Origin of the sequence: Haloplanus sp. CK5-1 (assembly GCF_037201915.1) — an archaeon.
GTDB classification, from domain to species: Archaea; Halobacteriota; Halobacteria; order Halobacteriales; family Haloferacaceae; genus Haloplanus; species Haloplanus salilacus.
This window is the reverse complement of sequence record NZ_CP147505.1, coordinates 891341-907079: the sequence shown is the minus strand read 5'-3', so window position 1 is coordinate 907079 and position 15739 is coordinate 891341. Positions and strand designations below refer to the sequence as shown.

The window sequence follows — 15739 nt, the reverse complement described above, 5'->3', positions numbered from 1 at the left end:
CAGATTACTCAGTATCAATCCATAGGAATACTCGCCCCATTTATATATCCAATCAACCAAGCGAGGTGTATGGGTCAGGCCGATCTCGAAGCCAGTCCCTCAACGCAGTACAGTTTACAAGTCGTTCTCGATACACTCGATCTGCCAGCGTTCGCACTCGATGACGACGGACAGGTCGTTGCGTGGGACGAGCAAATTGCCGAACTGCTGAACGCGCCCCGGTCTCAAGTTCTGGGTAGTACGGCTCTTGGGGCAGAGTTGTACGGCGCAGACCAGCGATCGTTGACGCTCGCTGAGAAAGTCGTCGAACGGCCCGACGCCACCCACGAGGAATACGACGGCGTCTCGCTTGCAAATCAAGAGTACGCGCTGTTGAGCGGTGAATACGTCTACGAAGATACGAGCGTTATCGACGGGACCGAGATCTGGTTCCTCGCGACGCCAGTCTACCGGAACGAGGAGTTCATCGGTGTCCTAGAAATCGTTCAGGATCGCTCGGATTCCGCCCGGTATCAACAGGAGCTCGAGACGCTGTTCACTGAGCTCGTCGATACTATTGATGCCTACGGAGCGGGAGAGTTCTCGGCGCGCGTCGAGTATAACCGAGAAGACACACTCCTCGAGGACGAGTTCCTCGGAATTGTCGACGAGTTGAATGAGATGGGTGCCGCTCTCGAGGAGCATATTACCGAGGTCTACGAGGACGTCACTCAAATCAAGCAGTCATCGGAAGCTGTGGCGGAACGCTCCGAGGAGATCAACTCGGTGACTACCGACCAGGCTGAGAGTATGAATACCATCGCTGACGAGGTGTCGAATCTCTCGGCGACTGTCGAAGAGATTGCATCGACAGCTGACGAGGTCGTCGAGACGAGCGAACACGCGACGGATCTCGCGGAGTCGGGGAACAGTGCTGCGGATGACGCTGTCGATGTGATGGAAGACGTTGCGATGTCGGCGGACGACGTTGCGGATGACGTTCAGGGGCTTCAACGCCGGATCGACGACATCGACGAGATCGTGGAGGTGATTTCGGATATCGCCGAGCAGACGAACATGTTGGCGTTGAACGCGTCGATCGAGGCGGCACGGGCTGGGGAAGCCGGTGACGGATTTGCGGTGGTGGCCGACGAGGTCAAGGATCTTGCCGAGGAGTCTCAGGAGCACGCCAGTGATATCGAGGAGATGGTGAACGAGATACAGTCGGAGACCGACGAGACGGTCTCGAATCTGGTGGCGACGACCGAACAGATCGAGGAGGGAATCGACCAGGTCGAGGATGCGATGACTCGGTTCGACGAAATCGTGGCTGCGATTACGGAGGCGACGGAGGGCATCGGGCAGGTTTCGGATGCGACCAACGATCAGGCTGCGAGTGCGGAGGAGATCGCCGCGATGATCGATGAGGCGGTCGAGATGTCTGATGAGATTTCACAGTCGGTCGACCAAATCGTGTCAAATACTGAAGCACAAACGACGATGCTGCAGGAACTCGAAGACTCGGTACGGAACGTCACGACCAGAACACAGACATCGCCGTAACTGGCTGACGAGAGTATATTTGGCCATCCGTAGTAGCCACTCACAGTCGTCTGGAACGTGTATTGGGTCACTGAAGGATAGCTGCGGGATTTTCACAGCGAGTACAGGTCAAGAGGTACTGGACACGAGAAGTGACAAAGTCGATGTAGTGCTACTTGACCGACGGGGGGCCCGGGATGAGTGGCGACTAGGTACTCGCAACACTCCACAACCGTGGAAACGACGTCCCAGCGGCGATGGTGGCAGCTGTCGAGCCCGGTGAAGAAGTCATCGAATTACCCTTGGACGACCGCCGACGATACGTCGACCGATCGAACGGAAACCCACTTGTCGGCCGCCGACGAAGGGGTGGTATGAGCCTGTCCGAACCGCCGGCGGGGGCGCTCGCGGACGTGGTCATCGTCGACTACGGCCTCGGCAACCTCCGGTCGGCCACGCGCGGCCTCGAACGCGCCGGCGCGGACGTGACGATCACCGACGACCCCGACGACTTCGCCGCCGCCGACGGCGTCGTCCTGCCGGGGGTCGGCGCGTTCCGCGAGGGAATGGAGAACGCCGGGCCGTACCGGGAGGCATTGACCGACTCCGTCGAGCGCGGACAGCCGGTCTTCGGCATCTGTCTGGGGATGCAGATGCTCCTGACGTCGAGCGAGGAGGCCGACCACGCCGGCGAAGGCGAAGTCGTCGGCCTCGACTTCGTCCCCGGTCGGAACGTCCGGTTCGACGAGGGACAGAAGGTTCCCCACATGGGTTGGAACGAACTCTCCGTCGAGCGCGACCATCCGCTCGTAACCGGCGTCGAGGGCGGGCGCGGCGGCTCCGTCGACGGCGAGTACGCCTACTTCGTCCACTCGTACTACGCCGCCCCGAACGACGACCGGGCGGTCGTGGCCACGACCGATCACGGCCGCACCTTCCCCGCAGTGATCGGAAACGAGGCTGGTACCGTGTTCGGGACGCAGTTCCACCCCGAGAAGAGCGGCGAGACGGGGTTGACGATCCTGCGCAACTTCGTCGACGTCTGTTCCAAACGCTGATAATCGGAGGCTATTTTTTATATCGGCCGCATCGAAACGGCGAGCGTGACGGAACCGCTCACGGTCGGTGTCGAGGGAGGGTATCGTGAGCTCTTCGATCACGTCTCGGACGGGCTGCTCGTTCACGAACCGGACAGCGGCGTCGTCCACGACGTCAACGACCGGTTCGTCGAATTGAGCGGGTTCGACCGGGACGAACTCGTCGGTCGGCGGGTCACCGACCTCGTCGCCGACGGCCACCCCTCGGAGACCGCCCCGTCGGTCGTCGACGAGGGGACCGTAGAGCGTCGGATGAAGCGCCGCGACGAGGAGCCGTTCTGGGCGGAGCTGTCGGCGTCGCGGATCGACCTCTCCGGGGAGCCGTGCGTGCTGACGACAGTCCGGGACGTCACCGAACGGCGGCGGCGGCGGAACGAACTCGCTCGGTTCGAGGAACTGGTCGAACACGTCCCGACGGGCATCTTCCGGGCGGCTGCCGAACCGGACGGCACCTTCCTCGAAGTCAACCCGACGATGGTCGAGCTGTTCGATGCCCACTCGAAGGCTACGCTCCTGTCGACCGAGGTGGCGAAGGGGTACGCCGACCCCACCGACTGGGTGGAGTTCCTCGACGAGGCCGCCGACGGCGGCGTCCGCACGGAGAAATTCGAGTTCAGGACCCACACCGACGAGGCGTTCTGGGGGCTGGTCACTGTCTGTTACTTCGAGAACGCCGACGACGACGCCTACGTCGACGGCGCCATCAAGGACGTGACACAGACCCGCGAGCACCAGCGGGTGCTCGAGGAGCAAAACGAGCGACTCGAACTCCTCAACCGGATCGTCCGCCACGATATCCGTAACGACATCCAACTCGTCGAAGGGATGACGGACTTGCTGGACGACGCGGTGGACGAGGCAGCCCGCCCCCAACTGGAGACGATCCGGAGCCGATCCCAGCACGTGATCGAACTGACGGACGTGATGGGTGACCTGATGGAGACGCTCCTCTCCGAGACGGGGCCCGATCTCGAACCGACGAACCTGTCGTACGTCTTGGACAGGGAGGTTCGGGAGGCGGTCTCGGCGTATCCGGACGCGACGATACGAATCCGTGGAAACGTCCCACTGGTCGAGGTGGTCGCGAACGACATGCTCGGCTCCGTCTTCGGGAACCTGCTGAACAACGCCGTCCAGCACAGCGACCGGGCGGAGCCGACCGTCACCGTCACCGCCGAAGCGGACGACGAAACGGCGACCGTTCGCATCGCAGACGATGGGCCGGGTATCGACGACGACCGGAAGGAGACGGTGTTCGGCAAAGGCGAGAAGGGACTGGATAGCGAGGGGACGGGGTTGGGGCTGTACCTGGTCTACACCCTCGTCGAGGAGTACGGCGGTGACGTGTGGGTCGAGGACAACGACCCCGAAGGGAGCGTCTTCGTCGTTCGCCTCGACCGCGCGTAGACCCGACGCGTTTTTCCGCTCTCCCCGCCACCCTCGTGGCATGAAAGCCATCACGCTCGGACCGGAAGGGACCTACTCCCACCGGGCCGCGCGGGCTGTCGCCGACGAGGTCACGTTCAGCGAATCCGTGACCGCAATCGTCGAGGCGGTGGCGGCCGGCGACTACCGGCGCGGCGTCGTCCCCATCGAGAACAGCATCGAGGGGAGCGTCACCGAGACACTCGACGCGCTCTCGAGCCACGAGGTGAGCGTCGTGGAGGAGGTCGTCACCCCCATCCGCCACGCCCTGATCGCGGCCGGGGAGTCGTTCGACGTCGTCGCCAGCCACTCGCAGGCGCTCGCCCAGTGTCGGGGCTTCCTCGAATCGGAGTACCCAGACGTGAACCTCGAGGCGGTCGCGAGCACTGCACGCGGCGTCGAACGCTCCCGCGACGACGACGCGGTCGCCGCCATCGCCCACCCCGACAACGCCGGCGACGACCTGCGGGTGCTCGCGGAGGACATCCAGGACCGAAGCTCCAACGCCACTCGGTTTTTCGTCATCGCACCAGCCGGAGAGCGGTCCGACGCCGGCGGCAAGTCAACGATCATCGTCAACCCGAACGCGAACTACCCCGGGCTGTTGCTTGAACTGCTGGAGGCCTTCGCCGACCGCGACATCAACCTCTCGCGCGTGGAGTCCCGACCCACGGGCGACCGCCTCGGTGACTACCTCTTCCACATCGACTTCGAGGCGGGACTGTACGAGGACCACGCCCGCGCGGCCGTCGAGGACGTCTCGGACATCGCCGACGACGGCTGGGTCCGTCGACTGGGCTCTTACGACACCCGACACGTCGTCTGATCCGGTGATCCGGGCGCTCACCGGGAGGCCTCGTCCCGCACCGCCCCGTTCGACGCCGCTCCATCGGCCGCCGTCTCGACGCACAGTTCGACCGCGACCACGGTGCCCCGTGGATCGTTGTCCTCGATCCACACGTCACCGCCGTACTGGTCGACGAGGGTCGAGACCAAGTACAGTCCCAGCCCCGTCCCCTCACTGCCGAGGCCCGTCTCGTCCTTCCGAAAGACCGACTGCCGTCGCTCCGCCGGAATCCCGGGGCCGTCGTCGGCGATGCGGACGACGACCCGATCGTCGCGTCGCTCGCCCGAGACCGTCACTGTGGGGTCGTCCCGATCGCTGTGCTGGACGGCGTTGTTCAGGAGGTTCCGGAAGACCGACGAGAGCAGGTCGTTCGCGCGGACGGTCACGTCGGGGAGGTCGCTCTCGACGACGAAGGTGGCGTGATCGAAGGCGGACCGGCAGCGGTCGAGTTCGGATTCGATCGTCTCGGCGGGCGATACCGGGTGGAGCGGGGGGGGCTCCTCGCCGCCGAGCGTCCGTTCGAGGTCGCGCGAGCTCCGGGTGAGTTCGACGACGTGTTCCCCGGTATCGACGATGGTTCGGAGGTGGTCCCGCGCGGTGTCGTCGCCGAGTCGCTCGTCGAGGAGTCCCGCCGTCCCGAGGACGATCTGCATGTCGTTGCGGATGTCGTGACGAAGGACGCGGTTGAGCGCTCGGAGCCGATCCCGGGCTTCGCTCAGTTGGCGCTCGGAGGCGCGGCGACGGCTCACGTTCCGGGCCACCGAGAGTACGGCCGGCGACCCGCAGTACCGGACGTATCGGGCACTCATCTCGACGGGGACCGTCTCGTCGTCGGCGGTGGTGTGGGCCGTCTCGTAGACGATTCGGTCGTCGATGACGACCCGGGACCGAACCTCGTCGCCCTCGATATCGGTGATCCGACGGTCGGTGAGCGCCGTGTCGTCGCCCAGCCTGTCGGTCGCCGCGTCGTTGGCCGCGATAATACGACCACGGGTGTCGTGGACGACGACCGCGTCGCCGATCCCGTCGAAGAGTTCCCGATACTCGTCGCGAGAGCGCCGGAGTTGCGCCGTCCGGGTTCGGAGCGTCCACGTCGTCGCCGCCAGCAGTCCGGCGACGAGACCGAGGGCACCGCCGGCGCTGACGAAGTTCAACAGGAGGATGGTCGTCGGGACGGTGGTCGTCGCGGGGAGGAGTTCCGTCGTGACGAAAGTGGTGAAGGCGGCGACGGCGGCCATCCCGCCGACGGTCGCCGCGGGGATGTAGAACACGGGGAGTGCGGCGAGGTCGCTCCGGGGAAGCCAGCCGGCGACGACGAACAAGACGAGAGCGAGGCCGACGGGAGCGACGTCGCTGACCGGCGTGGCCCGGGGGAGGCTCCCGAACCGGAGTCGAACCGCGAGTAGCGCCAGTCCGATCCCCCCGACTGCGGCGGCACCGGCGACCCGACAACGCGTCCCGTTCACGGAGGGTCTCCACTCCGTGGAGACGCATAGGTAATAGCCACTTACCGGTGGGGATAGGGAACATTGATCGACGGATACGACTCGTTGTGGCGGTATCAGTGGCTGTAACCCAGCCGGATACGACTCGTTGTGGCAGTATCAGTGGCTGTAACCCAGCCGGATACGTCGGGGGTCGTCGGCGGACGAACCACTCCCCGCAGGCCCCCGAAGGGCGCCGGACCGAGACGGGGCGGTCGTCTACGAGGCCGACCCCCAGAGTTCGACGTCGCGGTGTACGACGAGGACGCCATCCGACCGGTAGAGTGTCGCTCCGACCGACGAGTCACCTCGAACGGGCGGTTTCGAGCGGACTCCGTCCGGGAGACCCGTTCACTTATAAAGCTTTCTTCGGAATACTTATTTTGATTGTACGGTACGTACGTGATAGTATGCTCGACTCGGAGCCACTGACGCGACGCCGAGCGCTGGCGGCGATGGGCGTCTCGCTCGGCGCGACCGCCGGATGTGTGGGGACCGGGAGCGAGGCCGAGAGCGCGGACGAGTCGTCCACACAGTCCGTTTCGGTGATCCTGAACTGGAAACCCAACCCCACGCAGGCCGGCTACTTCGTCGCCAGAGAGCGGGGTTTCTACGAGGAGGAGGGCCTCGACGTGGAACTCGTCTCCGGGCAGGGTGGCGGGTTCGCGGCCAAGCAGGTCGGACTCGGCAACCAAGACATCGGGTTGGGAGGTGGGGTCGCCGTCCTCCAGGCCCGGGCAAACGACCTGTCGGTGCGATCGGTCGCGGGCCCCCAACAGACGTCGAACGCGGCGCTGTTCACCGTCGCCGAGCAGTTCGACGGCTCGTTCGAGGAGCCAAGCGACCTCGAGGGGACGCGCATCGCCGTCGTCTCGGACTCCTCGAAGACGAAGACGTACATCCGGTCGATGCTCAGCCAGGAGGGGATCCTCGACTCGGTCGAACTGGTGAGCGTCGGCACCGAACAGCAGACGTCGAACCTGCTGGCCGGCAACGTCGACGTCGGGACCGGCATCTTCTCGAACGCGCTCGCTCTCGAAATGCGGGGGTACGAGGCGTCGCTGATGCTCATCGGTGACCACACACCGACGGTAGGTCGGCGGGCGTTCACGCGCCCGTCGTACGCACAGGACAACCCCGAGACGATCCGGTCGTTCCTCCGGGCCACCGCCCGCGGGTGGGCGTGGGCCTCGAACAACCCGGAGGGGGCCGAGGACGTGATGATCGACGTCAAGCCGGAACTCGAGGAGTCCCGCGAACTCGGGATCGCGAAGATCAAATACACCGCCAAGAACCTCATCATCACACAGGGCGTCGAGGAGAACGGCTGGGGTTGGCAGTCGGGAGACGACTGGGAGACGGTGTACCACACGCTCGTCGACGCCGAAGTGTTGCCGACCGGGCTGTCGACCGACCGCGCCTGGACGAACGAACTGCTCCCGGAGGAGTCGGTCGTCCGGGACTACGCCAGCCAGGTGTCGACCGACTACGACGTCGACGTGTAGATGGGTGTCGGCCACCGGCAGCGCGAGATCGCTGGACGTCTCCCCGTGCCGCGGGCGTACGCGAACCGCGCCGGACAGGTGCTCCTCTCGGTGGCGGTGTCGCTGCTCGGGTGGCACGTCCTGGCCGTCGTCTCCGGACTACCGACGGTCATCCTGCCGACGCCGCTAGACGTCGCGGCCGCCATCCACGCCAACGCGGGATCGATGTGGGAGCACGTCCTCTACACGGCCGGGGAGGTGGTGCTGGGGTGGACCACCGGCGTCGCCGCCGGCGGCCTCTTCGCGTTCGGGATGGCGGTCTCCCCGCGACTCCGGCTGGTGGCTTACCCGTACCTCATCGCGATCCGGATCCTGCCGCTCGTGGTGCTCGTCCCCATCCTCATCCTCCTCACCGGGCCGACGCTGGTGACGCGCGTCCTGATCGCGGCGATCCTCGTGTTCTTTCCAGTGACCATCGCCACGCTCGACGGCCTGCTGTCGGTGCCCGACAACCAGGTCGCGCTGTTGCGCTCGGTCGGAACGCCGGCCTGGAAGCGACTGCTCTTCGTCAACCTGCCGAACGCGCTGCCGGGTGTCTTCGCCGGCCTGAAGATCGCCACACCACTCGCCGTCGAGGGCGTTATCATCGCGGAGTTCCTCGCGGCCTCCCGCGGGATCGGTTTCCGGATGCTGCAGGCCGCCTCGAACCTCCGAACCCCGCTCCTGTTCGGATACATGGTCGTCCTCGTCGCGCTCGGGGCGGTCGTCTTCGGTGCGGTGCTCCTCGCAGACCGCCGCCTCCAGTGGGACGACGCCGACGACGTGGTGAGCGACAGCCTCTGGGGGGGCGGCGGGGTCGGCACGTCGTGGGACCTGTCCTCGCGGGCCCTGTTGCTCGGCACCCTCCCGGGACTGATCGTCGTCTGGCACGTCACCGCCGGGATCATTCCCCACGCGCGGCTGTTTCTCCCCACGCCGGCTGCAGTCGGAGCGATCCTCGTCTCGTCGAGTCACCTCTTCGTCTCGGCCACTGTCGAGTCGGTGGTCACGTTCGCCAACGGGTGGACCGTGGGCGCGGGCGTCGGGTTCGCGCTCGGGGCCGTCGCCGCACTCGTCCCTCGAGCCCGAGCGGTCGTGTACACGTACCTGGTCGGGTTCCGGGTGATGCCGGTCATCGCCTTCGCACCCGTCCTGCTGGTCTGGCTCGGCGTCTCGGTCGAGGCGGCCGTCGTCCTGGTCGCCGCCGCGACGTTCTTCCCGGTCGCGATGGGGGCCGCGACCGGACTCGCCCGGCTACCACCCGCCCACGCCGACCTCTTCGCGTTGGTGAACGCCCCGGCCTGGCGCATCTTTCTGGTCCGGCTCCGATACGCGACGCCGGCGCTGTTCAGCGGGCTCAAGCTCTCGATCATCACCGGTATCTCCGGTGTCGTCGTCGCGGAGTGGTTCGTCTCCAACGCCGGGCTGGGCGTCCTCGTCCTCCAGCAGACCCGGACCTTCCAGCCCGACCTCGCCTTCGCCGCCATCGTCTGGCTGTTCGCGCTCGGTGCGGGAACGTTCGCGGCCGTCTCGGCGCTCCAGCGCCGGTTGACGTGGTAACATGAACAGGAACGCACGCTCCAACCGACGGTCGTACCGACGCTTCGACGACGCCGAGTACGAGCGACGCTGGGAGCGGCTCCGCGACCTGCTCGAGGAGCGCGACCTCGACGCGCTGCTCGTCTACTCGGACGGCGGATTCGCCGCCCACAACGTGGCGTACCTGTCGAACTACGCGCCGTCGTTCGCGACGTACCTCGTCGCCTTCACCGACCCGGACGAGCCGGCGACGCTGTTCGTCGGCCTGAACAACCACCTGCAGGACGCCGCCGAGCGGGCGGTCGTCGACGACCGCCGGGTGTTGCTCCCGGAGCCGGGGGAGCGGGTGGCGGACCGACTGCGGGCCGCGGGCGTCTCCCGGGTCGGGATCGCCGGCTACGACGCCCGGTACGACCTCTCGCTCCCACACGGTCACTACCGGACCCTCGAGACGCGACTGGACGCCGACCTCGTCGACGCGACGGTGCCGTACGCCCGACTGCTCGCCACGAAGGGAGAGGCCGAACTCGACCGGATCCGGAAAGCGGCCGACGCACTCGACGACGCGATGGCCGCGCTCGAACGGGCGGCCGAACCGGGACTGTCCGAGCGCGAGTTGCGCGACGCACTCGGGGCGGGGGTGGCCGACTCCGAGGGACACGTCACCACGACGTTCCTCTCGACGGCCCCGATGGAGGGAGCGCAGTCGGGCGAGCCACTCCCGTGGAAGCGGAAGCCGGCGTCGCGGACGGTGAGCCGAGGCGACGTGATCACGACCGAGGTGAGTGCCGCCGTCGGCGGCTACGCGAGCCAGATCCACCGCCCGTACGCAGTCGGAAGCCCGCCCACCGACACGTACCGCGACCTGTACGCGGTGGCGGCGGAGACGTACGATGCGATCCGGGACGCGATCGAACCCGGCGCGACGACCGACGACGTCGCCGACGCGCTCGCGCCCATCCAGGAGTCCGAGTTCGACGGCTACGACGTGATGGTCCACGGTTACGGCGGCGGCTACGGCCCGCCCCACGTCGGCACACCCGACGCGACGTACTGGCCGGGGATCGACGACCCGGCGACGGAGGGCTGGACGTTCGAGGCCGGCGAGGTGCTCGTCGTCCAGCCGAACGTCGTGACTCCCGACGAGGGACACGGAGTACAACTCGGCACGACCGTCGTCGTGACCGACGACGGGACCGAACAGTTACACGACTACCCCATGCAGTTCATCGAACCATGAACGACGACACTCACCACGACAGCGAGGAGCCACACTCCTCGGAACAGAGCGAGGAGCCACGCTCCTCGGACGGTACGGAGAGCGAACAGCGCGGCCGCGACTTCGTCGAGGATCGCTTCGACCGCTGGTGGACCCGCTTTCTCGCGAAGGGACTCGACCGCTACGACCTCCGGACCCTCCGCTCGGAGATCGAGACCTGGGACGAGTGGTGTGAGGCCTTCGCTGCCGTCGGCGAGGACCACGCAGAGCGCGGCCGGGAGGCCGAGGCAGCCGGCAACGAGACCAGTGCCGGCGAGCACTTCCTCCGGGCGTCGATGTACTGCCACTTCGGCTCCTTCGCGTGGTTCGTCGACGAGGACCGCCGCGAGACGGCCCACCGACGCGCCGTCGAACTGTGGGAGCGGGCCGCCCCGTATCTCGACCCGGCGGCCGAGCGCGTGGAGGCACCGTACCCCGGCGGCGCGGACATCCCCGGCTACCTGCGGATCCCCCCGACCACACCCGATGGCCTCGACGAGTCACCGCTCGTGATCCTCCTCTCGGGTCTCGACTCGACGAAGGAGGAACAGCACACGCGAGCGTCCGACTTCCACGCCCGCGGCGTGGCGACGCTCTCCCTCGACGGGCCGGGCCAAGGCGAGGTGTGGTACACGCGACCGATGACGCCGGACTACCACGAAGCCATCTCGGCGGCGGTCGACCACGTGACGGGAATCGACGGCATCGACGCCTCGCGGCTGGGGATCTACGGCGTCTCGATCGGCGGCTTCTACGCGCCACACGTCGCCGCGAACGACGACCGGTTCGACGCCTGCGTCGGGTTGGCCGGCCCCTTCAGCGTCGGCCCGGCGTCGCTGTATCAGTCGGTCTCGATGCGTGACGGCTTCCTCCACGCGTGTCAGGTTGACTCGTTCGTCGAGGCCGACGAGGTGACCGAACGGATGACGCTCCGTGGCGACATCGAGGCGTTGACCGCGCCGACGCTCGCCATCGCCGGCGGCAACGACACGGTCATCCCGCCCGAGCAGACGAAACGGGTCGCGAAGCGCGCGCCGAACGGCGAGTTACTGTACTATCCGGACGGCGACCACGTCTGCAAGAACCGGGTGAGCCAGTACCGGCCGTACGCGGCCGACTGGATGCTGGACCACCTCGTCTAGCGTCCCAACAGGTCGAAGGCGGTCCCCGCGTCCGCCTCGGTCGCCCGCTCGTAGACGACGCGAGCGGTCGCCACGTCCTGCACCGCGAGGCCGGTGCTGTCGAAGACGGTGACGCCGTCGGCGTCGGTCCGGCCCGACTCCGCCCCGATCACCACCTCGCCGAGGTCGGCGTGGATGTCGGCGTCGGTCAGGCGCCCCCCAGCGTAGGGGACGTTGATCTCTCCGGAGTGGGTACACTGCTCGCGGTCGTCGACGACGAGTTTCGCGGCCGCCAGCAGGTCGTCGGCGAGTTCGTGTTTGCCCGGGGCGTCGGCACCGACGGCGTTGATATGGGTGTGATCGCCGACCGCGTCGGCGTCGACGATGGGCTCCCGAACCGGCGTGACGGTCGAGACGACGTCACAGGCGGCGGCCTCCGGGATCGATCCGACGCGGGCGTCGAACCGGTCGCCGACCGCCTCGACGAACGCCTCGGCGCGGGACGCGTCGGCGTCGGCGACGACGATCGTCTCGACGGGACGGACCGTCGCGATAGCGGTGAGTTGGGCGTGAGACTGCGCGCCGGCACCGACCAGCCCCAGCGTCGACGCGTCCGCCACTGCGAGGTGGTCGGTCGCGACGGCGGCGGCCGCCCCCGTGCGTTTCGTCGTCAGGGTGGTGCCGTCCATGATCGAGAGCGGAACCCCCGTCTCGGGGTCGGAGTAGAGCATCGTCGCCATGACCGTCGGGAGGTCGTGGCGGCGTCGGTTCTCGGTGTGGGAGTTCACCCACTTCAGCCCCGCGGCGTCCCAGTCCTCGGCACGGAGGTACGCCGGCATCGACCGGAAGTCGCCGTCGTACTGGGGGAGGTCGACGTACGACTTCGACGGCATCACCGTATCGCCGCGGGCGTGGGCAGCGAACGCGGACTCGACGGCGTCGACGACGGCCGCCATCGGTGAGTGTGCGTCCACCGTGTCGGTGTCGAGAAGCAGAACCGTCATGCACGGGGGTAGTGCGGCCGGAAAGTTACCAGTTTCGCGTGGACCGTCGGCGGGCGACACCGGTCGTCGTGTCGGTTCCCGCGGGCGCCCCACCGCCTTCGAGGGCCGCCTCGAAGAACTCCGAGATGTCGGGGCCAACCACGGCGAACTGGACGTGACCGGGCGCCGCGTCGGCGTCGAGGTAGTAGTCGACCGTCGTCTCGTGGGTGGTCGACTCCCCGGCCGCGAGCGAGCGGTCGATCCCTGTGACCCCGTAGCGCGGGCCCTGATGGTTGATCGCCGCGCGGAAGACGCCGGGGCCGTCGCCCGTGTTCGTCACGTCGAGCGTGACTGGGATCGGTTCGGCCGCCGGGACGGCGTCGGGCACGTCGACGGTTGCCGAGAAGACGGGCGGGGGCGAACGCAGGGGGGCGGCCGACGACGAGGGGACGATCCACCTGGCGACGATGTCGTCGGGTTCGGGTCGCATGTCAGTCCGCTCCGGACCGTGGCTGGTCAGAATCACCGCGACCGACTCGGCGTCCAGCGGCGCGGGCACGCGGAAGCCGAGGAAGCCCTGGAGGTTCGACTCGCTGTACCGGCGTCCGGTGACGGGCGCGTCGACGCGGGCGGGCCCGAGGTACTCGATGCCCGGGTCGTAGCTGGTGTCGTCGACGACGAGCCCGAACCGGCGTGGCGGCGACGACGCCCCCGAGTCGACGGATACGTCGACGAAGACGAACTGGTCGTCGGTCGTCGGGAGGACGTCCACGGCGTCGGGCGCGCTCAGATAGCGGACCGAGTGGGCGGCCACGAGGTCGGAGACGGTGACGGTCACGCCGTCGAGAGATACGGGGTCACCGAGCGTGACGGCGTCGTCAACGGGCGTGTCCGTCGGGGTGACGGTCGGCGTTCGCGTCGGTGATCCGGACGACCCGCCGTCGAGACACCCGGCCAGCCCGGCCGCCGCGGCGCCGATGCTCGTCAGGAACGCGCGTCTACCGGAAGGCATACCTCGGGCTACCGGCGGAGCAGGTGAAGGGCTTTGTGTCGAAACGGGGGAAGAAGCGTGTGTCGGTCGGGAGAGTTGGCGTGTGCCTACGTCACATCGCGCCGCCCATGCCACCCATGCCGCCCATGCCGCCGGCACCGGCACCGCCCTCGTCGTCGTCGCCGGACGTCGAGAGGTCGCCCGCGGAGATGATGTCGTCGATTTTCAGCACGAGGTTCGCCGCCTCGGTGGCGGAGGAGAACGCCTGTTCCTTGGAGTGAGCGGGTTCGACGACGCCGGCGTCGTAGGTGTCGACGACGTCGCCGGAGAACACGTTGAGGCCGGCACGGGCGTCTCCGCCCTCGTGGGCCGCGCGCAGGTCGACCAGCGTGTCGATACTGTCGAGACCGGCGTTGCTCGCCAGGACGCGCGGGACGACTTCGACGGCGTCGGCGTAGGCCTCGACCGCGAGTTGCTCGCGGCCGCTGACGCTGTCGGCGTAGTCGCGCAGGCGGCTCGCGATCTCCACCTCGACGGCACCGCCGCCGGGGAGGACGCGCCCGTCGGCCGCAGTCGCGGAGACCACGTCGAGGGCGTCCTGGATGCCGCGTTCGAGTTCGTCGACGACGTGTTCGGTCGAGCCACGGAGGAGGAGCGTCACGCCGTGGGCGTCCGATCCCTCGACGTAGAACAGGCCGGCCTCGGCGTCACGCTCGATGGAGCCGGTGCCGAGGTCGGCGTCGGTGGCCGCGTCGAGGTCGGTGACGATCCCCGCCCCGAGGATCTCCTGCAGGAAGCCCATGTCGGACTTCTTGGTGCGCCGCACCGCGAGGATGTCCTCCTGGGCGAGCAGGTACTGGGCGAGGTCGTCGATGCCCTTCTGGCAGAACACCACGTCCGCACCGGTGGCGACGATCTGGTCGACCTTCTCGCGGAGTTGGCGCTCCTCGCTGTCGAGGAACTGCTGGAGTTGGTCGGGGTCGTCGATGCTGACCGACGTGTCGGCATCGGTCTCCTCGACCTCGATGGGCTCGTTCAACAGGAGCACGTCCGCCGACTCGAAGTCGACGGGCATGTCGTCGTTGACGGGGTCCTTGTCGATGACCGCGCCGTTGAGGAGTTCGGACTCCGAAGCCGAGCGGCCGGTCTGGGTCTCGATCTCGACGAACTCGAGGTCGACGACGTGGCTCCCGTCGTCGGCCTCGACGGTGACGGCTCGGACGGCCTCGACGACGATACGGGCGAGCAGATCCTTGTCGAGTTCGGAGCTCTTGCCGGTCATCGAGGTTTCGGCGACCTTCCGCAGGAGGTCCTCGTCGGTGGGGTCGACGTCCTCGGCGACGGAGTCGACCTCCTCGCGGGCCTTCTCGGAGGCCATGCTGAATCCCTTGATGATCGCCGTCGGGTGGATGTCCTGTTCGAGGAGGTCCTCGGCGTTCTTCAGGAGTTCGCCCGCGATGGCGACTGCGGTGGTGGTGCCGTCGCCGGCCTCGTCCTCCTGTGTCTCGGCGACTTCGACGATCATCTCCGCGGTCGGGTTGTCGATGTCCATCTCCTGGAGGATGGTGACGCCGTCGTTGGTGATGGTGACGCTGCCCATCGAGTCGACGAGCATCTTGTCCATCCCCTTTGGACCGAGCGTCGACCGTACCGACTCCGCGACCGCCCGAGCAGCCGAGATGTTGTACTCTTGAGCGTCCTGATCCTTGACACGCTGGGCGTCCTCGCCCATGATGATCATCGGCTGACCCTGTTGCATTCGCTCACTCATAGTTCACTCCAAGATTGTTTGTCCTTCTATATAAAACCACGCGTTACCCGCAACAGTACGATCCGTCGTGACGACCGACGACCGTGACGAAATCGCGTGACCTGGCCGCTCCCCCGAGAGTCTTGGCAACTGTTATCACGAACCGATTCGGTCGTGATCGGCGACCGATCGTCCGGGTT

11 protein-coding genes and 1 pseudogene are annotated in these 15739 nt (G+C 67.1%); 8 read left to right on the top strand and 4 right to left on the bottom strand.

Annotated features, from left to right (window positions below; all coding sequences use genetic code 11):
* Nucleotides 1-69: 69 nt before the first annotated feature.
* The 4 genes and pseudogenes from NBT81_RS04795 (at nt 70) to pheA (ending at nt 4869) form a co-directional block, all read left to right on the top strand.
* A pseudogene (locus NBT81_RS04795) lies at nt 70-1550 on the top strand (methyl-accepting chemotaxis protein).
* Nucleotides 1551-1895: 345 nt separating this feature from the next.
* Nucleotides 1896-2579, top strand: coding sequence for an imidazole glycerol phosphate synthase subunit HisH (gene hisH / locus NBT81_RS04790; RefSeq protein WP_338741419.1), 684 nt, complete (start codon nt 1896-1898; stop codon nt 2577-2579).
* A 45-nt stretch (nt 2580-2624) separates the two neighbouring features.
* Nucleotides 2625-4025: a sensor histidine kinase gene (locus NBT81_RS04785; RefSeq protein WP_338741418.1), complete on the top strand. Its 1401-nt coding sequence runs from the start codon at nt 2625-2627 to the stop codon at nt 4023-4025.
* Nucleotides 4026-4065: 40 nt separating this feature from the next.
* On the top strand, nt 4066-4869 hold the full coding sequence (pheA, locus tag NBT81_RS04780; RefSeq protein WP_338741416.1) for a prephenate dehydratase: 804 nt from the start codon (nt 4066-4068) through the stop codon (nt 4867-4869).
* Between the two features lie 17 nt (nt 4870-4886).
* Here the strand turns inward: pheA and NBT81_RS04775 are convergent, their stop codons facing one another.
* Nucleotides 4887-6356 carry a PAS domain-containing sensor histidine kinase gene (locus NBT81_RS04775; protein WP_338741415.1) on the bottom strand — a complete coding sequence of 490 codons (1470 nt, stop codon included), beginning with the start codon at nt 6354-6356 and terminating at the stop codon, nt 4887-4889.
* A gap of 428 nt (nt 6357-6784) precedes the next feature.
* Between NBT81_RS04775 and NBT81_RS04770 the strand changes: the two genes are divergently transcribed.
* The 4 genes from NBT81_RS04770 to NBT81_RS04755 are packed head-to-tail and all read left to right on the top strand — an operon-like array spanning nt 6785 to nt 11836.
* Nucleotides 6785-7879 carry an ABC transporter substrate-binding protein gene (locus NBT81_RS04770; RefSeq protein WP_338741414.1) on the top strand — a complete coding sequence of 365 codons (1095 nt, stop codon included), beginning with the start codon at nt 6785-6787 and terminating at the stop codon, nt 7877-7879.
* Entirely contained in the window at nt 7880-9457 is a 1578-nt protein-coding gene (locus NBT81_RS04765; protein ID WP_338741413.1) for an ABC transporter permease, read from the top strand.
* A 1-nt stretch (nt 9458) separates the two neighbouring features.
* A complete protein-coding gene (locus tag NBT81_RS04760; RefSeq protein ID WP_338741411.1) occupies nt 9459-10676 on the top strand; it encodes a M24 family metallopeptidase in 1218 nt (405 codons plus the stop codon).
* On the top strand, nt 10673-11836 hold the full coding sequence (locus NBT81_RS04755; protein WP_338741410.1) for an alpha/beta hydrolase family protein: 1164 nt from the start codon (nt 10673-10675) through the stop codon (nt 11834-11836). Before NBT81_RS04760 ends, NBT81_RS04755 begins: the two co-directional genes overlap by 4 nt.
* Here the strand turns inward: NBT81_RS04755 and NBT81_RS04750 are convergent.
* The 3 genes from NBT81_RS04750 to thsB all read right to left on the bottom strand — a co-directional run bounded on the left by NBT81_RS04750 (nt 11833) and on the right by thsB (nt 15548).
* Entirely contained in the window at nt 11833-12819 is a 987-nt protein-coding gene (locus tag NBT81_RS04750) for an ornithine cyclodeaminase family protein (protein ID WP_338741409.1), read from the bottom strand. The genes NBT81_RS04755 and NBT81_RS04750 overlap by 4 nt on opposite strands.
* 25 nt (nt 12820-12844) lie before the next feature.
* The gene (locus NBT81_RS04745) at nt 12845-13810 is read right to left on the bottom strand and encodes a hypothetical protein (protein ID WP_338741408.1); all 966 of its coding nucleotides are present in this window, start codon (nt 13808-13810) and stop codon (nt 12845-12847) included.
* A 91-nt stretch (nt 13811-13901) separates the two neighbouring features.
* Complete coding sequence (gene thsB / locus NBT81_RS04740) at nt 13902-15548, bottom strand: thermosome subunit beta (RefSeq protein ID WP_425498769.1); 1647 nt, start codon at nt 15546-15548, stop codon at nt 13902-13904.
* Between the last annotated feature and the right edge of the window lie 191 nt (nt 15549-15739).